Genomic DNA, 18027 nt, shown 5'->3' with positions numbered 1-18027 from the left:
GTGATGGATTCCTCAAGCTGGTCCATTGCCTGCCTATTCTTGCCTAATCAGCGGATGGGAATCCTCCGGGCTCAGCAGGAAAAAGTGAACGGTCGGTTTCAACTGTGCATCGCTGCCACGAATTCGGGGATAAAATTGCAGAATGACTAGCATTGACGATTCAGGGGCATCCGTCCTTTCAGAACCAGAGCGCGAAATCCTCACCTGGGACACCTTCGGTGCGGCTTCCCGCGAGCTGGCACAGACCATTGTCGACGATGGCTTCGAGCCAGACATCGTCCTGGCAGTTGCCCGAGGCGGCCTGCTGCTCGCCGGCTCCATTTCCTACGCCCTGGGTGTCAAGGCCTGCGGTGCGCTGAACGTGGAGTTCTACACCGGCATCGGCACCGTCCTGCCTGAACCAGTGGTTCTTCCCCCAATGCTTGATGACGGCCACCTGCGCGACAAGAAGATCCTGATCGTCGACGACGTCTCCGACTCCGGCCGCACCCTCGAAAAGGTTGTCGATCTGGTGTCCGCCTGGGGCGCCGATGTGAAGACCGTTTGCCTGTACACCAAGCCACGCACCATCATGGTCCCGGACTATGAATGGCGCCGCACCGATAAGTGGATTACCTTCCCATGGTCGGACTTGCCACCGGTTACCGCTGGCGGAACCAAGTAATGTTCTTCAACTTCAGCAGGGAACGACGAAATTTCGTCGTTCCCTGCTTTTGTTTTGCCGTGCCTGCCACGGGAATGGAAGAGGCCAGTGTTCCAAGCAATGCCCGCAAACTCGGTGCGACTCAATCAGATCAAGTCCAAATTTCGGTCTCCAGTCCAAGCCATGGCCGTCTTTACTGGGAACTGACGGTTCTTGCCATGAAACCGCTTGGCTCGTGAAACGAAGCTTGCCTTCCTGCCGTACCGGCATAGGCTGAAGCCATGGGTCCTTCACTGGTGCTAACGCCGATGGCCACGACAGATACGGATTTCGTTGCACGCCTCGCGGCAGATGAACGCGTCACGGCCTTTATCGGAGATGGCAGCACCTGGAGCCACGAATACACCGCGCAACGCGTGGAGCACGCCCTGAGCGATCCGGCGATCTCCTGGTTCATCGCGCGCCGCCAGAATTCACCGGTTGGCCTCTTCACCGCTACCGAACGCGGGCAGGCCACCGAAATCGGCTATTGGATCGACCCGGAGTACTGGGGCCAAGGCTTGGCGAAGGCAGTCGTCGGCGAAGGGCTCTCACAATTGCAGGAATCCGGCCGCAGCGCTTTTATCGCACGGGTGGACGACGCGAATATCGCGTCGCTGAAAGTGCTTGTCCGCTACGGGTTCATCGCCCAGGCGAGGGAAGGACCCGGGCTCATTACGCTGACACTGGCTATGCCCACCGTTCAGATGCCGCCTGCCAGCTAGGGCGTGAACGTTTCCGACGGGCGAAGCGGATCGGGTGCTTCTTCCTCCACCGAAACGCTCGGCGTGGGCGGCTCATCGAGGTGGGTTCCTGCGCCGCGCTGGATGAACAGCACCGCCGCCCATCCGGCCGCGATGAGCACGGCAACGGCCAAGATGCCGAGGAAGAACACCAGCAGCACAGCACCGCAAGAACGCAATCCCTTCACTTCCAGCCTCCTGCTGCATCTCGACGTCGTGTCGGTTCATCCCAGATCAAGTGTAGACCTCAAACATGCAGTCCCTGTGCACGGCCAGAACGCGAAATGCCCTGCTGCTATCCCGATTCCCGGGATAGCAGCAGGGCATGCGGCACATTCAGGGCCTAGCGCTGGGAAGCACCGAACTTCTCGGTAGCCACTGCCACCGCGGCGGCGCGGGCCTCGGACGCCTCATCGGCGGTCAAGGTGCGGTCGGCGGCACGGAAACGCAGGCCGAAGGCCAGAGACTTCTTGCCGTCTTCGATGCCCTGGCCCTGGTACACGTCGAACAGCGCGATGTCTTCGAGCAGTTCACCGGCACCTTCACGCAGCGCGTCGCGCACATCGCCGGCCACGACGTCCTGGTCGACAACCAGTGCCACGTCCTGGGTAGCCAGCGGCTGTGTGGACAGGTGCTGCTGGGCGACCACCACGGCAGGTGCAGCGGCCATCATGGCAGCGGCGTCCAGTTCCATGGCCACGGTGCGAGCTGGCAGGTCCGCATCCTTCAGCAGCGCCGGGTGCAGTTCGCCGGCGTAGCCAACGACCTGACCGGCGACCTTTAGTTCCGCGACGCGGCCCGGGTGGAAGGCCTGGTGGCTGCCCTGGGCAACCTCCAGCTCGACGCCGAGGATATCCGCCGCGCAGTAGGCGGCATCCAGTGCGTCGGCCCAGTCCCAAGCACGCGGGGCGAATCCGGCGGCAGGCGTTGCCTCGCGGCCGGTGAGCACTGCGGCCAGGTGCCATGGCTGGTTCGGGACGCCGTTGAACAGCTCGGCCAGGACCTCATCGCTTGGCTTGGCGCCCAGCGGAGGCAGCACCGAGGAGCCCAGCTGCTCACCTGGCAGGAAGACGAGTCCGCCTTCGTACAACGCCAGATCGCGGAAGCCGCGGCCGATGTTGCGGCGTGCGGTTTCCAGCAGTCCTGGCAGCAGCGAGGTGCGCAGGAAGCGGAATTCCTTGGAGATCGGGTTGGCCAGCGCAATGGACTTCACCTTGGTCCCCGCCTGGGCGGCACCGAAGGTGCTGTTCTGCGCTTCGGACACGAACGGGTAGTTCAAGACCTCGGTCAGCCCTGCATCCGCCAATCCCTGCAGCAGGCGGCGGCGCTGGGACTGGGTGCGGGTCAGGCCGCGGCCCGGAGGTGCCACCGGCAGGGTTGCCGGGATCTGGTCGTAGCCGACGACGCGGGCTACTTCCTCGACCAGGTCTTCCTTGATGGCCAAATCCGGGCGCCAGCTTGGCGCGGTGACGGCGAAGCCCTCGGCGTTCTGCGCGACGCTTGCGCCGATGCCTTCCAGCGCAGTGATGGTCTGCTCGTCGGTGTAGTCCACCCCGACCAGTGCGCCAGCGAATCCTGCCGGCAGCTGGATCGTGGTGTCGGCAGGAATCTGGCCCGCATCGGTGACCTTGGCGGTCTCGGTGCCGCCGGCCAGCTCCACCAGCAGGTCCACTGCGCGCTGCGCGGCGATCTGCATGACGCGTGGGTCCACGCCGCGCTCGAAGCGCTTGGAGGCTTCGGACGGCAGCTTGTGGCGGCGGCGCGAACGGCCGATGGACACGGCATCGAAGTGGGCGGCTTCGATCAGCACGCGGCTGGTCGAATCCGAGACCTCGGTGGCCGCGCCGCCCATGACGCCGGCAATGCCAATGGCGCCGGACTCGTCGGTGATCAGCAGATCCTCGACGGACAGCTCGCGTTCCTTGTCGTCCAGGGTGGTGAGCTTCTCCCCTGCGGAGGCACGGCGCACGGTGATGGCACCGGTCAGCTTGTCAGCGTCGTAGAAGTGCAGCGGCGCGCCGAGTTCCAGCATCACGTAGTTGGAAATGTCGACCACCAGCGAGATCGAGCGCATGCCGGCCAGCTGCAGGCGCGATGCCATCCAGCGCGGGGTCGGACGGCTCGGGTCGATGCCGGTGACCTCGCGGGTCACGAAGCGGGTGCAGCCAGGCACGCCGTAGATCGGCGCCTCATCGGCCAGCACGACCTCATGGCCGGCTTCTGCCGCGTCGGAGACGACCACCTTCGAAGCCGGATCGGTGAAGGAGGTGCCGGTGGCCAGCGCGTACTCGCGGGCTACGCCGCGGATCGAGAAGCAGTAGCCGCGGTCCGGGGTCACGTTGATCTCCGCCGCCTGGTCATCCAGGCCGAACAGCTCCATGACGTCGGTGCCCAGCTGAGGGTCCAGGCCCAGGCGGGAGAGCACGATGATGCCGTCGTGGTCCTCGCCGATGCCCAGCTCGCGGCTGGAGGCGATCATGCCGGCCGAGGTGTGGCCGTAGGTCTTGCGCGGGGAGATTTTGAAGTCCCCGGGCAGCACGGCACCGGGCAGGGTGACAACAACCTTGTCGCCTTCCACGAAGTTGTGCGCGCCGCACACGATGCCCTGCACGCCGGACGGGTCGATGCCCTTGCCGGCCAGGGTTTGCTCGGCCCCTTCGGGAACCACGCGGACCTGGCACCAGTTGATGGTCTTGCCGTTGGAGGCGACTTCCTTTTCCAGGGACAGCACCTGGCCGACCACGATGGGGCCCGAGAGCTCATCGGAAGGGCGGTGGACGTCTTCTTCCTCCAGGCCGACCTTGACCAGGTCTGCCATGACGTCTTCAGCCGAGGCGTCGGCTGGTACCTGCGCGTACTCGCGCAGCCAAGATAGTGGAATACGCATTGCTTAGATCTCCATCCCGAAGTGCTGGCTGAAACGGATGTCGCCCTCGATCATGTCGTGCATGTCGGGGACATCGTTGCGGAACATGAGCGTGCGCTCGATGCCCATGCCGAAGGCGAAGCCAGAGTACTCTTCCGGATCAATGCCCGCGGCGCGCAGCACGTTCGGGTTGATCATGCCGCAGCCGCCCCACTCGATCCAGCGCGGACCGCCCTTGGCACCCGGGTGCCAGATGTCCAGCTCGGCCGATGGCTCGGTGAAAGGGAAGTAGGCAGGGCGCAGGCGGATCTGCGCTTCGGCGCCGAACATCTGCCGGGCGAAGTGCTCCAGGGTGCCGCGCAGGTCGGCCATGGTCAGGCCCTTGTCCACGGCAAGGCCCTCGAACTGGTGGAAGACCGGGGTGTGGGTGGCGTCCAGCTCATCGGTGCGGAAGGTGCGTCCAGGGCACAGCACGTAGACCGGCACATCACGCTCGAGCATCGAGCGGACCTGCACCGGGGAGGTATGGGTGCGCAGCACCAGGTGCGCGTCGGCAGGCTCCACGAAGAAGGTGTCCTGCATTTCGCGGGCCGGGTGATCCGGCTTGAAGTTCAGCGCATCGAAGTTGAACCATTCGGATTCGACTTCCGGGCCCTCAGCGATTTCCCAGCCCATGCCGACGAAGATGTCAGCGACGCGGTCCTGCAGCACCGAGAGCGGGTGGCGGGCGCCAACGCGGCGGCGGCGGGCTGCCGCGGTGACATCCACGGTTTCCTCGATGAGGATGCGGGCGGCTTCGGCTTCCTCCAGCACCACGGTGCGGGCGGCCAGCGCCTTGTTGACGCGTCCGCGGGCACCGCCCACGAGCTTGCCGGCCACGGCCTTTTCGGACTTGTCCAGCTTGCCGATCTGCCGGTTGGCCAGCGACAGCGCGGACTTTTCGCCGGTATGGGCCAGGCGGGCTTCCTTCAGCTCGTTCAGGTCGCCGGCTGCCTCGATGGCTGCCAGTGCGGCGTCGACAGCATGCTGGATGCCTGCTTCATCGGTTGGGTGCGGAACATTGGTCTCCCCGACAGGAGCTTGTTCAGTTGTCTGATCAGACATGGGATCGATCGATCCTTACTCTTATCTTGTACTTACGCGTAGAATTCTCTGCTTCCATTCTATGGCTAAGGGCCCGTGATCGTTTCACCGATGACGGGCCCTTGGCGTGAAGCTTCTTACCTTGAAGCGGGGTTGCCGCTTTCTAGTGAGCTTCCTTGGCGGCCTTGGGTGCGAATGCAGCCACGAAGACCAGGCTCAAGACCAGCAGCGCCCCGCCGAACACTGCGGAGTAGAACATGGCGTGGTTGACCTTGCCGGTGGCCTCGTAGGCGGCGGCGCCCTGGATCATGTCGAAGGTGACGGTGTGGTGCTCAACGGTACCCGGGGTGTGCGAGGTGACAGCTCCCGGGAAGGTGACGTGCAGGTTAGCTTCGGTGAAGGAGGAATCCACGGCTGCCTTGTCGCCCGGCATCGAGAAGGTGTATTCCTGCCCGTCGTCGCTCAGGTTGATCTCGAAGCCGAAGAGGCTGAATGCGTCGGCCAGCTGGACGTAGGTCATCGGGCTGGTGGTCTCGAAGCGCAGGCCCACGTTCTCGCCATCATCAACGTTGCTGTAGGTCCACTTGTCCCCCAGCTGCTGTTCCATCGCTTCGATGTCGATCTGGCTGTTGAGCACTTCCTCGAAGCTGACGCCGTTGAGCGTCGACTTGTGCAGGGTCAGCTGCATGGCCCCGGCGACCTTGTCCTTGCCCAAGATGTCGACTTCTGCGTTCATGTTGACGCAGCCGGAAAGTGCTATGACGGCGGCGAAGGCCAGAGCGATAACGCTCATAATTCGCTTCACGAAGTGTGCTCCTCAAAAAATATCGGCGATAGGCAATATGCCAGATGCTGGCGTGGTATCAAGCTTACGGGTGTTCAGCGCTGCGCCCCTGCACGTGCCTGGGCCAGGCATGCCGCAACGATCGGCGCATCGGCAGGAATCCATGGGACGATAGCGCCCAGCGAGTCATCGAGCTGGAGCCAGGCCAGCTGGTCATGCCCGTCCAGCGGTGCTGGCTCGCCCTCGGCGATCTGGGCGAACCACATGCGCATGGCGGCCTTCTCATTCAGCTGCCAGCCTTGCGGATGCGGGCCCGGGATCGGGGCGCCAAGACGCAGCTGCACCCCGAGTTCTTCGCGCAGCTCGCGGTGCACGGCCTCGATTTCGCTCTCCCCCGGTTCGACCTTTCCACCAGGAAATTCCCAGAGTCCGGCGAGGGCCGCTGGGCGGTTGCGGCGCGCGGCCAATAGCTTGGTGGGCTTCGCCAGGTCATCGACGATGGCCACGGCGACAATTTGCTTGAGTTCAGTGCTCATGGGTATTCAGGATGGTCTTCTGCGCTTAGCGCTGGGCGCGGGCGGAGGCGTACAGGCAGACGGTGGATGCGGTGCCCACGTTCAGGGATTCGGCGACACCGTAGAGCGGCACTGCCACGCGGTAGTCGGCGGCGTCCTTCTCATGCTCGTCCAGGCCCTGGCCTTCGTTACCGAACAGCCACAGGGTGGGCGCTTCGAGCACCGGCTGGCCTTCGGGTGTGGCGGTGCCTGGCTGGTGTGCGCGCAGCGCGGCGGCATCCTGCAGGGTATCGAGGTTGTGGGCGGCATAGCCGTCGGCTGCCAGGACCTGGCTTCCGGTGCTCTTCGCGGCGGCGACCAGGTGGTCGAATTCGATGTTGCTCAGCACCGGCAGGTGGAACAGCGAGCCGGCGGTGGAGCGCACGGCTTTCGGGTTGTAGATGTCCACGCTGCCCTTGGTCAGGATCACCGCATCAGCTCCGGCGGCATCGGCGGCGCGCAGGATGGTGCCGGCGTTGCCCGGATCCTGCACGCGGCAGAGCACGGCGATCAGCTTCGGCTTGGTGTCCAGCACCTCGCTCAGCTGCGGCTGGGACATGGCGACGACCGCGAGGATGCCCTGCGGGGTCTGGGTGTCGGCCATGGCGTGCAGCACCTCGCCGGTGACGATGCGGGTTGGCACCTTCGCCTCGTCGAGCAGCTGCGCGAATTCCTCGTGGCTTTCCAGGAACCCGCCGACGGCGTAGACGCCTTGGACCAGGTTGTCGTCCTCCAGGTGGGCCTTGAGCGCTTCGCGAACAGCCTGCGGGCCTTCGGCGAGGTATTCGCCGGTGGCTTCGCGGCCCTTGATCTTGGCCAGCCGCGCGATGGCCTTGACCCGTTCAGCGCGTGGATTGGACATCACTTCTGGAGGAAAACTGCTCATGACTCGAGAATACCGGTAGATGCACGCAAAGGACGGGTCCGCGCTATGCGCGGGACCCGCCCTTCGTTGTGATCTGTCCTACCTGAGCCTCAGCTCAAAGGGAGAAGAGATTTACTTCATCTGCTGACGGGATTCTCCGCCAGCTGGTTCGAAGCCTGCAGCCTTGGCAGCTTCGATGGAGTTGAACCAGTACTCTGCTTCAGTCTGCTCGTACCAGGTCGAACCTGGAACGTGGTACTTGTTCGAGCCGGCGTTGCCCTTGATGACGAAGCCCTCAGGAGCGTCTTCGCCTTCAACAGCCTTGATTACGCCTTCACCCTCGACAGCCTTGGCAGCAGCCTTTGGAGCCTTCTCAGCCTTAGGGGCAGCAACCTCAGCAGCAGCCTTTGGTGCGTTGACGTCAGCTGGAAGAGCGTCCTTTGCAACCTTCACCAGGGTGGCGAAAGCGTTCGAGTCCGAAACAGCCAGCTCTGCGAGCATGCGGCGGTCAACCTCGATCTGGGCAGCCTTCAGGCCCTGGATCAGGCGGTTGTAGGTCATGCCGTTGGCGCGGGATGCAGCGTTGATGCGCTGGATCCACAGGCGGCGGAAGTCGCCCTTGCGCTTGCGGCGGTCGTTGAAGCTGTAAACGAACGAGTGGAGCAGCTGCTCCTTGGCCTTACGGTACAGGCGCGAACGCTGACCGCGGTAACCCTTTGCGCGTTCCAGAACGACGCGACGCTTCTTGTGGGCGTTTACTGCCCGCTTCACACGTGCCACGTGTGTACTCCTTCAAGTCAGTTCCCCAGTGCCCGCAATGCAGCGGGATGGGTGAAATCTATGGGTGGTGGGGTATTGCTTCCCCGTAGTGCGAAAGGGAGAGCTTAGAGGCCCAGCATCCGCTTGATGGTCTTCACATCGGCCTTGGCGACGATCTGGTCAGAAGCCAGGCGACGGGTAACGCGCGAGGACTTGTGCTCCAGGTAGTGGCGACGGTTGGCCTGCTGGCGAGCGAGCTTACCGCTGCCGGTGAGCTTGAAGCGCTTCTTGGCGCCACTGTGAGTCTTGAACTTCGGCATAGCTGCCGTTCTCCTTACGTGCTCCACCCGGTAAGGCACCGGGTGGGGATCATCCGAAGCGGGCCCCGATAAAGGTGACCGCTGTTGTTCTCTTGTAGTTGGATCTTCCCGAAGGAAGTTCCTTCACCGTGAACGGTGACGGGCCCGAAAGCCCAACAGGCTTGGCTAGGCGTCGCCTTCAGCTGCCTGACGTGCCTGCTCCAGCTTGGCGCGGGCGTCATCATCCATGGAAGCTGCGACATTCTGGCCCTCGGTCTCAACCGGAGCGTCGGTGCGGATCTTGCGCTTGGCCGAATTGCGGCCACCCGACTTCTGCTGCTGCTCGCGGCGAGCCTCTGCCTTGTTCTTCAGCGGACCAACAACCATGACCATGTTTCGGCCATCGATGCGCGGGCTGGACTCAATGACCCCAACTTCGGCGACGTCTGCTGCAAACTTTTCAAGCAAGCGGATGCCCATTTCTGGACGCTGCTGCTCACGACCACGGAACTGGATCATGGCCTTGACCTTGTCGCCTGCGCCCAAGAAGCGCAGTGCGTGGCCGACCTTGGTCTCGTAGTCGTGCGTGTCGATCTTCAGGCGGAAGCGGACTTCCTTCAAGACCGTGTTTGTCTGGTTCTTACGAGCTTCGCGAGCCTTGACGGCGGCTTCGTACTTGTACTTGCCGAAATCCATCAATTTGCACACTGGAGGCTTGGCGCTGGGTGCCACCTCGACCAAGTCCAGATCGGACTCGAGAGCAAGACGAAGCGCGTCCTCAATGCGGACGATGCCTACCTGCTCACCATTAGGGCCGACGAGACGTACCTCTGGCACGCGAATGCGCTCGTTAATGCGTGGATCGCTGATGTGTCACTCCTGAAATTCGTAATCCATGACCGCAAACAAAGAAGGCCTCCGTCTGCGATTGCAGGCGAAGGCCAGAAAGAACGACATAGCCGAACACGGGAAAGTTCCCGCGTAAGCGCTAGGGGATCGCATTGCTGCGATCCTGCCGAATTACCCGGAAGCCTGAAACGGCGACAGCGGGTGGGAGTTGGCCTCCACTTGCATGGCTCAATACTAGTACGAATCCCTCGTCCAGGGCTAACTGGAGAACTGCGAGAAGTACCGGCATCGAGTCGGTCTGTGACAAGCTTAGCAGTATGACTAACGAAGACACCAACTCGCACCAGCACTCCGTGGACCAGCAGGTGCGCGATATCGCTGAAGTTGCAGCAGTTGAAATCATCACCACCGCCGCTGTCCACCTGATGAGTGCAGCTGCCGTCAAGTGCGGCCTTGCAGAGGGCGAAGATGCCAATGAGCTGAAGGATCTCGACGAGGCACGCAAGCTGATCACCGCGCTGGCAGGCCTAGTCACCGCCGGTGCGCCGGAGATCGGCTCGCAGCACGCAGCGCCTTTGCGCGACGGCCTGCGCAGCCTCCAGCTGGCCTTCCGCGAAGCTTCGATCATCCCCGATGCACCAGGCAAGGGCCCGGGCGAGAAGTTCACCGGACCGGTCAACTAGGTAATATTGGCTGAATTTTAAGAGATTAACATCATGGACTCGTTTCCTTCGGGAAACGGGTCCATTGTTGTTTGGATCACCGGCTAGGTTGGAAGCATGAAGATGCTCGAACAGCCAGTGCTGGACGCCGGGGCCTACCGCCTGCGTCCCTTCCAGCCCAGCGATATCCCCACCGTGCGGCAGGCGTCCACCGACCCGTACATTCCTCGGATCACCACTGTCCCGGCACGAGGGACCGAAGCGGACTACGCGGCATTCATCGAACGCCAGCATCGCCGGGTCGCCGAGGGCAGCGGGTACTCATTTGCCATCGCCGACGCGGCGACAAATGCTGCCGCCGGGCAGATCGGCCTCTGGCTGCGCGATGCCCATCAGGGCCGGGCAAGCATCGGATACTGGATCGCCCCGGGGTTCCGGCGCCGGGGCATTGCCAAGCAGGCATTGACGGCGCTGGCGGCCTGGGGCTTGGAGCATCCGGGCATCGAACGGGTGGAGCTCTACGTGGAGCCCTGGAACGAGGGGTCGTGGCGGACCGCCGAAGCCTGCGGCTTCCAGCGCGAAGGGTTGCTGCGCAGCTGGGAACGGGTGGGCTCCGACCGCAAGGACATGTACATGTACTCGCGGCTCAGGCCAGCGCCTCGCGCCTAGGCGATCGTTTCCAGGCGACGGCGGCGGGCACGGCGCACGCGACGGCGGATCTGCTGGGCGATCAGCGCGATCACTACAACCAGCGCGGCCATCGTGCTGATGCCGATGAAGGCAGGGGCCGGACCGAGGTTGTCGACGAAGATGCCGGTGATTGGAGAGCCCAGCGCGGTACCCGCGGTCATCGCCGAACCGTACCAGCCCATGGCTTCGCCGCGGCGCTTTTCGGCCACCAGGTCGGTGAGCCATTCGGAAGCCGCCGACAGCGTTGGCGCGCAGAGGAAGCCGGGCAGGGCGGAGAACAGCGCCAATGACCAGGTATCCCACGCAAAATACATCGGTATGGTCAGCACTGCCATGCTCAGCAGCAGCACCAGCGGAGAGATGACCCGGGTCATCGACCCGTAGATCAGGCCGCCGATCAGCGAGGCGCCGCACCAGAAGAAGAACACCAGCCCAAGCTGGTGGCTTTGCGCCGACGCATCCAGTTCGGCCACGATGGCCACCTCGGTGCCGGTGAGCAGCATGCCCGCTCCGGCCGAGGCGATGAAGACCGCCAGGACCGAAGCGCTAACCCAGTTGAAACGGTTCTTGAAGTTGCGTCCGCGCTGCTTGATCCGGGCACGGGCGGATTTCATGCCGGCGGCAATCAGCTCGCCTTCGACTTCGGGCACGCCCATCGGTGCGGCGGCAATGAAGCTGGCTTCCGCGCCCAGGCGTTCTTCGTGCACGTTGGCCCGTGAAGCAATCGCCTTGGGGTCGTCGCTGCGTGTTGGCGGATTCAGGATCATCAGCGCCAAACCGGCCACCGTCGAGGTTACGCCAATTACGCTCAAGCCGATGACGCTGCTGACCTGGGTGGCGACAATGCCGGCACTGGCCGGGCCGACGATGAACACCAGTTCGGTGGCGGTTGCGTCCAGGGCGAAGGCGGTACGGCGCTGCTCACCGGTGGTCATGATGCCCAGGGCGGTACGCACCACGGAGAAGACCGGCAGTGCGAAGAGCCCGCCGATGAAGGCCAAGGGGTAGACCCAAACCAGCGGAACATGGGGCACCGTGCACCAGACGAGGGTTTCGACGATCACCGAGGGGATCATCGCGCGGCGCAGTCCCCAGACATCCACGCGGGCTCCGCGCCAGGGGGCGCCGATGGCGATGCCCAGGGTCATGACTGCCGTAACCAGGCCCGCTGAAACCCAGGATTGGTCGAGGTTGTTCACCAGATGCAGGAGCAGCAGCATGCTCAAGGCAGAGTGCGGCAGGCGGGCAATCATGCCAATCAGCAACAACAGTGAGATCTGCCGCTGGCGCAGGATCTGCCAATAGCTTTTCATGCCCGGAAAGTTCCTTATCTGGTCAAAAGGAGCCCGCCGGTCTAGCTCGGCGCGCTGTGCAAACTGAGTTCGAGGGAATCCACTGCTTCAGCGAATTCGGTGTTCTGGGACAAACGCCCGTGGATTGCGCGAGTTGCCTCGCGTGCGTCGTTCTCGCTCGTTCCAGGAGCAAAGACGAACTGCAGGTTGAGTTCCGGTCCGGAACCTCCGCCAAGGACAACTTGCCCGTCCTTGCTGCGGGAGCCGACTCCCCTGCCCGGGGCAACCTTGACGGTCTGCAACTGGCTGAAGCCTTCGGTTGCATCCTGCACCAGGTTGGCGATCTGCTGATTCTGATAACTCGGAATCCACTCGATCTGCTTAGCCAGGTTCCAGACCCCGGGTCGTCGAAGCACGAAGGTGAAATCGCTTCCGGGATCGAGGACCAGCAGCTGGCATTCCTCGCTGACTGCCGAGAGAGCCGCCCGCGGGGCGTAGACCGCCACCGGCCGAGCTTCCTTGTGCCACGTCTGAAGCCGTTCAACTGTGGTGAAGATCGGCAGGGCCATGCGGCCATCCGGGGCCTTGATCTTCACCAGCGCCATATCGGCTTCCTTATCGGAGGCGAAGCCGTGTTCAGTCATCGCTTCTTCACCGAGCTGGGCGACCACCGCAACGAAAACGCGCGCCTGTGACAAGGATTCATGCACTTCGCCCTCCCCCGCGGTGCCGGCTCGCAAGGCTGCCAAGGCGGCAACGACATTGGCGTCGGCCTTGCCGTCGTCCTTGTCGAAGTTATGCAGGGGGTTGCCTTCGCCGCTCAGGTCGCGGCCTTCCCAATCCTGGCCGGCAGAGTCGGTTTTTGAACCTGCCTGCGCCAGCGCAGCGACAATATGTCCCGGCAGATGGCGTTTGGGTGCAGATTCAGGTTGCTCGGTGCTCATAGCTCCATGCTATCGGTGGTTTCGAGGTTGTTGGCAGGAAGTTCCAAAACTGCATTCATGAGCTTGGACACCCCGAGCGGGGCATTTCAGGTTTCATCCCCTGCCGGCTGTGCGCCATCGCTGCCAGGAGAAGGTATTGCAGGAATCTGGCTTCACAAATGGAAAGGCGATTCAGAAGCAGGGAGCTTCTGAATCGCCTTTCGCGGATGGTGCTTGGTGCCTAGCGGCGGCCTGCCACATCGAGCGCTTCTTGCAAGGTGAACTGGCCTGAGTACAGCGCCTTGCCCATGATGGCGCCTTCGATGCCTTCAGGAACCAGCTCACGCAAGACGCGGAGGTCTTCGAGCGAGGAGATGCCGCCCGAGGCGACAATCGGCTTGCTGGTCTTGGCAGCGATTTCGCGCAGCAGTTCGACGTTTGGACCGCGCAGCGTGCCGTCCTTGGTCACGTCGGTGACAACATAGCGGGCGCATCCGGCGTCTTCCAAGCGAGCTAGGACGTCCCACAGGTCGCCGCCGTCCTTGGTCCAGCCGTGGCCGGACAAGGTGGTTCCGCGCACGTCCATGCCCACGGCGATCTTGTCGCCGTGGCGGGCGATGGCCTGCTTCGTCCATTCCGGGTTTTCCAGTGCGGCGGTACCGAGGTTGACGCGGGTAGCGCCGAATTCCAGTGCACGTTCCAGGGAGGCGTCGTCGCGGATGCCGCCGGAGAGCTCGACCTTGATGTTCAGTTCCTTGGCAATGCGCTGGACGATCTCGACATTGCTTCCGCGGTCGAAGGCTGCGTCCAGGTCGACCAGGTGCAGCCATTCGGCCCCGGCGTTCTGCCAGGAAAGCGCTGCTTCCAGCGGGTCGCCGTATCCGGTCTCGGAACCGGCTTCGCCTTGGACCAGGCGCACTGCCTGGCCGCCGGCGATATCTACCGCAGGCAGGAGTTCGAGGATTGGTTGCTCGCTCATGATGTCCTTAGTGAAGAAGTAAAAAGTGGTTAGTAGGTCAGGGCCCAGGCTGCGATCAGGCTCATGCCTGCAAGCACCCAGAGCGCGATGATCCATGAAATATGGGCCTTCTGGTTCTTCAGCGAAATGGCCCCGCCGATCAGGAAGGCCCCGATAACACCCAAGATGAGGCTCCACATGCCTAGAGTGTCCCCAACCAGTTGCGCAGCAGCTGTGCGCCAGCGTCGCCGGACTTCTCCGGGTGGAACTGGACTGCCGAGAGCGGGCCGTTTTCGACGGCGGCCACGAATGGCGTCCCGTGCGTCGACCAGGTCACCTGCGGCGGGGTCATCGCTGGCTGGGTGACGTCGAATTCCCACTTCTGCACAGCGTAGGAGTGCACGAAGTAGAATCGCTCGTCCTCGATGCCTGCGAAAAGCTTGGATCCTTCCGGCGGGCGCACCGTGTTCCAGCCCATGTGCGGAATGACATCCGACTGGAGGCGTTCAACCTTGCCCGGCCATTCGCCGATGCCTTCGGTTTTCACCCCGTGCTCCACGCCTTCTTCAAAGAAGACCTGGTGGCCCACGCAGATCCCCAAGACGGGCAGGCCACCGGCGATGCGGCGGCCGATCCAGCGCAGGGAACCGGTTGCGGTCAACTGCTCCATGACCGAGGCGTAGGCGCCGACTCCCGGGACTACCAGTCCGTCGGCAGCCACGATCTTCTTCGGGTCTGCGGTCAGTTCCACCTCGGCGCCGGCGGCTTCCAAGGCGCGCACGGCGGAACGGACGTTGCCCGAACCATAGTCCAGGACAACTACTGTTTTCTTCTCCACTTACAGGGCACCCTTCGTGGATGGGATTTTGTCGCCCATGCGCTCATCGCGCTCTACGGCTTCGCGCAAGGCGCGGGCGAAGGACTTGAATTGCGCTTCGACAATGTGGTGCGGGTCGCGGCCCGAGAGCACCTCGATGTGAGCGCAGATCTGTGCGTGGAAGGTAATGGCTTCGAAGACGTGGCGGGTCATCGAGCCGGTGAAGTGCCCGCCGATCAAGTGGTATTCCTGGCCAGCAGGCTCGCCGGAGTGCACGAGGTATGGCCGGCCCGAGACATCGACGACTGAACGGGACAGCGCCTCGTCCAGCGGAGCGTAGGAGGTGCCGAAGCGGCGGATGCCTGCCTTGTTGCCCAGCGCCACGCGCAGCACTTCGCCGATGGTGATCGCGGTGTCCTCAACGGTGTGGTGGACATCGATGTGGGTATCGCCGGTAGCACGCACGGTGAGGTCGATGAGCGAATGCTTGGAGAGCGCAGTCAGCATGTGGTCATAGAACGGCACCGAGGTGCTGATCTCCGAGACGCCGGTTCCATCGAGATCCAATTCAACGAATACGGACGATTCGCTGGTCACGCGTTCCATGCGGGCGCGACGTGCGCCAATCAATTCGGCAGACATGTCTTCCTTCGCTTGTCTTTGATTACTTCTGCGAGCCGAGCAGTTCGGCAAGTCGTTCCAAGAAGGCTGTGGTTTCTGATTCGGTTCCGGCCGTAACACGCAAGGTCCCCGGAATTCCATTGTCGCGGATGATGATGCCGGCTTCCAACAGGCCTTCCCAAATAGCGTGGGGGTCTTCGACGCCACCGAAGAAGACGAAGTTGGAGTCGGAGACCGATGGCTTCAGGCCCAGTTCCTTCAAGCGCGCGACGATGCGGTCACGCTGGGACTTGATGTCTTCGACCTGCGCCAGCAGCAACTCGATGTTCTTCAAGGCGGCGATCGCCGTTGCCTGGGTCACGGCCGACAGGTGGTACGGCAGCCGCACCAAGCGGATGGCATCAGTGACCTCTGGCGCGGCGGCCAGGTAGCCGACGCGTGCGCCGGCCAGGCCGAATGCCTTGGACATGGTGCGAGAGACGATCAATCGCTGGCGGCCTTCAAGCAGACTCAGTGCGGACTTGGTGCTGGCCAAGGAGAATTCGGCGTACGCCTCGTCAACGATCACCATGCCGTTGTGCTCGCTCATGGCTTCGTACACGGCCGTGATGACATCAAGGCCAAGGGCGGTGCCGGTGGGGTTGTTCGGCGAGCACAGGAACACGATATTCGGCTTGTGCTCGCGGACCTGCGCGGCTGCAGATTCGGCGGACAGGGTGAAATCCTCGGCGCGTTCACCGGCGATATAGGTGGTATCAGTACCACTGGCCAACAGCGGGTACATGGAGTAGGTGGGGCCGAAGCTCATCACGGTACGGCCTGGACCACCGAAGGCTTGCAGGATCTGCTGCAGGATTTCATTCGAACCGTTCGCGGCCCAGATGTTCTCCTTGGTGAGCGAGTGGCCGAGGTAATCGGCAAGAAGTTCACGAAGCTCGGTGAACTCGCGGTCGGGATAGCGATTCAGAGTTGCCGCTGCCTTGGCCACTTCCTGGGCAATGGCGTCTACGACTACCGGTGGCAACGGATGGGTGTTCTCGTTGACGTTCAACTGGATCGGCACGTCAATTTGCGGTGCGCCATAAGGGGATAGCCCGCGGAGATTCTCACGCAAGGGCAGCTGACTCAAAAGTTCACTGCGGTCATTCACGCATCAAGTCTACGTGCGCAGCGAGTCCGCCAGTGAATCCGCTACGGCTGCAGGTAACAAACTCTAGACAGCGGGGGAAGCTAGCCGGCAATGACCGGAATCGACAAGGTATCTCCAACCTGGATTTCGCTGCCGTCCAAGGCGTTGAGCTCCGCGATGTGGCCAACTGCGGAAGTCACGTCGTAACCGGTGGCATAGTCGCGAGCCAAACTCCATAGCGTATCCCCGGGGATCACGGTGACATCGATGGTTCCAACCCCAGCAGGATCTTCTGCCGCGGCATGCGCGTCAGAGGCGAACATGGAGAAGAAGAAAGCAGCAGCGATCGTGAGTGCGAAAACGGGCATCCCCACCAGCACAGCCCAACCGCGGCGGTTGATGCGGATTTTCAGCGGCGCTTGGGTCTGATCTGAGTCAAGTGCGACGGTAGCCATGACGTTGTCTCCTCAAGAAATTCAAGTGATGCGAATTTTTATTCGAAAGAACGGATTCGAAAACTTGTTCGAACCTCGTATATCTGTTCTAACAGAGATTCGCGGAACTTGTCCAGAAGTTTTCGAACAAATCTTTGAAAGAAGCTCGCTTATCTACTAAGATTTCGAAGTAGACGAGCAATGAAAACATCTCACCATCTAGCTCCGACAGTTTGGACACGCAAACTTTCGAATGATTGCTAGGGAAGGCAAAATCTCATGTCAGCATCACAACGCACTCCCCGATCGAATGCACGTTCGCTGACGATTCGCCAAAAGAAGATCCTTGAGACGATCCAGCGGTCTATCGGCAAGAACGGTTATCCGCCATCGATGCGTGAGATTGGCGACGCTGTCGGACTCAAGAGTCTTTCGAGCGTGACCCACCAGTTGAGCCAGTTGGAAAAGCTCGGCTATATCCGTCGAGACCCACGCCGTCCGCGCGCGATGGAAATCCTGCTTCCGCTGCAATTGTCCGACGATGCCGAAAAGGCCGAGGTCTCGGAGCCGGTCGAGCCGGCTGCCAGCGAAGACGCCAAGATCATTGAGCTGAGCACTTCTGCTGACACCACCATGGTTCCGCTGGTTGGCCGTATTGCTGCTGGCGGTCCGATCCTGGCAGAACAGTCCGTCGAAGATGTTTTCTCGTTGCCTCGTCAGCTCGTGGGCCACGGGGAACTGTTCATGCTCAAGGTTTCCGGCGATTCAATGGTTGACGCCGCGATTTGCGATGGCGACTGGGTAGTTGTCCGCCGACAGCAGACGGCAGACAACGGCGACATCGTCGCAGCCCTGCTGGACGAGGAAGCGACCGTCAAGACCTTCCGGCAGCGTGATGGGCATACTTGGCTGCTTCCACAGAACTCGCGCTACGAACCGATTTTGGGTGATGCAGCAAAGATCATGGGACGGGTCGTCTCGGTCATGCGCTCACTCTAGATTTCGTGTGGATATTGC

The 18027-nt window shown here is 62.4% G+C and carries 22 protein-coding genes; 5 read left to right on the top strand and 17 right to left on the bottom strand.

Translation table 11 applies throughout. From position 1 onward, the window contains the following. Positions 1–142: 142 nt before the first annotated feature. A complete protein-coding gene (locus BKX98_RS08235) occupies positions 143–664 on the top strand; it encodes a phosphoribosyltransferase (RefSeq protein WP_073706807.1) in 522 nt (173 codons plus the stop codon). Between the two features lie 260 nt (positions 665–924). Beyond that, positions 925–1407: a GNAT family N-acetyltransferase gene (locus BKX98_RS08230; RefSeq protein WP_073706806.1), complete on the top strand. Its 483-nt coding sequence runs from the start codon at positions 925–927 to the stop codon at positions 1405–1407. Here the strand turns inward: BKX98_RS08230 and BKX98_RS08225 are convergent. The 9 genes from BKX98_RS08225 to infC all read right to left on the bottom strand — a co-directional run bounded on the left by BKX98_RS08225 (position 1404) and on the right by infC (position 9472). Beyond that, positions 1404–1613 carry a hypothetical protein gene (locus BKX98_RS08225; protein ID WP_038993684.1) on the bottom strand — a complete coding sequence of 70 codons (210 nt, stop codon included), beginning with the start codon at positions 1611–1613 and terminating at the stop codon, positions 1404–1406. The two genes, BKX98_RS08230 and BKX98_RS08225, sit on opposite strands and share 4 nt — an antisense overlap. Before the next feature lie 155 nt (positions 1614–1768). Then, positions 1769–4312, bottom strand: coding sequence for a phenylalanine--tRNA ligase subunit beta (gene pheT, locus BKX98_RS08220; RefSeq protein WP_073706805.1), 2544 nt, complete (start codon positions 4310–4312; stop codon positions 1769–1771). A 3-nt stretch (positions 4313–4315) separates the two neighbouring features. Then, a complete protein-coding gene (gene pheS, locus BKX98_RS08215; protein ID WP_073706804.1) occupies positions 4316–5395 on the bottom strand; it encodes a phenylalanine--tRNA ligase subunit alpha in 1080 nt (359 codons plus the stop codon). A 142-nt stretch (positions 5396–5537) separates the two neighbouring features. Further along, entirely contained in the window at positions 5538–6179 is a 642-nt protein-coding gene (locus BKX98_RS08210) for a hypothetical protein (RefSeq protein WP_157066336.1), read from the bottom strand. A gap of 74 nt (positions 6180–6253) precedes the next feature. Then, positions 6254–6694, bottom strand: coding sequence for a (deoxy)nucleoside triphosphate pyrophosphohydrolase (locus tag BKX98_RS08205; protein ID WP_073706803.1), 441 nt, complete (start codon positions 6692–6694; stop codon positions 6254–6256). A gap of 25 nt (positions 6695–6719) precedes the next feature. After that, on the bottom strand, positions 6720–7598 hold the full coding sequence (locus BKX98_RS08200) for an RNA methyltransferase (RefSeq protein ID WP_073706802.1): 879 nt from the start codon (positions 7596–7598) through the stop codon (positions 6720–6722). Positions 7599–7709: 111 nt separating this feature from the next. Beyond that, entirely contained in the window at positions 7710–8357 is a 648-nt protein-coding gene (rplT, locus tag BKX98_RS08195; RefSeq protein WP_038993693.1) for a 50S ribosomal protein L20, read from the bottom strand. Between the two features lie 104 nt (positions 8358–8461). After that, positions 8462–8656: a 50S ribosomal protein L35 gene (gene rpmI / locus BKX98_RS08190; RefSeq protein ID WP_013348480.1), complete on the bottom strand. Its 195-nt coding sequence runs from the start codon at positions 8654–8656 to the stop codon at positions 8462–8464. A 165-nt stretch (positions 8657–8821) separates the two neighbouring features. After that, a complete protein-coding gene (gene infC, locus BKX98_RS08185; RefSeq protein ID WP_038993694.1) occupies positions 8822–9472 on the bottom strand; it encodes a translation initiation factor IF-3 in 651 nt (216 codons plus the stop codon). Between the two features lie 329 nt (positions 9473–9801). Between infC and BKX98_RS08180 the strand changes: the two genes are divergently transcribed. Further along, entirely contained in the window at positions 9802–10167 is a 366-nt protein-coding gene (locus BKX98_RS08180) for a DUF1844 domain-containing protein (RefSeq protein ID WP_038993696.1), read from the top strand. Positions 10168–10263: 96 nt separating this feature from the next. Continuing rightward, the gene (locus tag BKX98_RS08175; protein ID WP_073706801.1) at positions 10264–10815 is read left to right on the top strand and encodes a GNAT family N-acetyltransferase; all 552 of its coding nucleotides are present in this window, start codon (positions 10264–10266) and stop codon (positions 10813–10815) included. Here the strand turns inward: BKX98_RS08175 and BKX98_RS08170 are convergent. The 8 genes from BKX98_RS08170 to BKX98_RS08140 all read right to left on the bottom strand — a co-directional run bounded on the left by BKX98_RS08170 (position 10812) and on the right by BKX98_RS08140 (position 17031). Next, positions 10812–12149, bottom strand: a complete 1338-nt coding sequence (locus BKX98_RS08170; RefSeq protein ID WP_073706800.1) for an MFS transporter — start codon at positions 12147–12149, stop codon at positions 10812–10814. The genes BKX98_RS08175 and BKX98_RS08170 overlap by 4 nt on opposite strands. 41 nt (positions 12150–12190) lie before the next feature. Then, positions 12191–13072, bottom strand: a complete 882-nt coding sequence (locus BKX98_RS08165; protein ID WP_073706799.1) for an SseB family protein — start codon at positions 13070–13072, stop codon at positions 12191–12193. Between the two features lie 220 nt (positions 13073–13292). Next, positions 13293–14030 (bottom strand): bifunctional 1-(5-phosphoribosyl)-5-((5-phosphoribosylamino)methylideneamino)imidazole-4-carboxamide isomerase/phosphoribosylanthranilate isomerase PriA, encoded by a 738-nt coding sequence (gene priA / locus BKX98_RS08160; RefSeq protein ID WP_038993701.1) that lies wholly within the window; start codon positions 14028–14030, stop codon positions 13293–13295. Between the two features lie 29 nt (positions 14031–14059). Then, positions 14060–14209, bottom strand: coding sequence for a hypothetical protein (locus BKX98_RS17115; protein ID WP_162989234.1), 150 nt, complete (start codon positions 14207–14209; stop codon positions 14060–14062). Between the two features lie 2 nt (positions 14210–14211). Next, positions 14212–14847: an imidazole glycerol phosphate synthase subunit HisH gene (gene hisH / locus BKX98_RS08155; RefSeq protein ID WP_038993703.1), complete on the bottom strand. Its 636-nt coding sequence runs from the start codon at positions 14845–14847 to the stop codon at positions 14212–14214. Then, complete coding sequence (gene hisB, locus BKX98_RS08150; RefSeq protein WP_013348471.1) at positions 14848–15468, bottom strand: imidazoleglycerol-phosphate dehydratase HisB; 621 nt, start codon at positions 15466–15468, stop codon at positions 14848–14850. Positions 15469–15490: 22 nt separating this feature from the next. After that, positions 15491–16597 carry a histidinol-phosphate transaminase gene (locus BKX98_RS08145; RefSeq protein ID WP_038992594.1) on the bottom strand — a complete coding sequence of 369 codons (1107 nt, stop codon included), beginning with the start codon at positions 16595–16597 and terminating at the stop codon, positions 15491–15493. An 80-nt stretch (positions 16598–16677) separates the two neighbouring features. After that, a complete protein-coding gene (locus BKX98_RS08140) occupies positions 16678–17031 on the bottom strand; it encodes a LysM peptidoglycan-binding domain-containing protein (protein WP_073706798.1) in 354 nt (117 codons plus the stop codon). 258 nt (positions 17032–17289) lie between these two features. On the opposite strand from BKX98_RS08140, the gene lexA reads away from it, so the two are divergent. Further along, on the top strand, positions 17290–18009 hold the full coding sequence (gene lexA / locus BKX98_RS08135; protein ID WP_073706797.1) for a transcriptional repressor LexA: 720 nt from the start codon (positions 17290–17292) through the stop codon (positions 18007–18009). Positions 18010–18027 lie beyond the last annotated feature (18 nt).

The organism is Glutamicibacter sp. 0426 (assembly GCF_001906485.1).
Taxonomy (GTDB): Bacteria; Actinomycetota; Actinomycetes; order Actinomycetales; family Micrococcaceae; genus Glutamicibacter; species Glutamicibacter nicotianae.
Note: the sequence above shows the minus strand (reverse complement) of the source record. Positions and strands in the feature narration are given on the sequence as shown.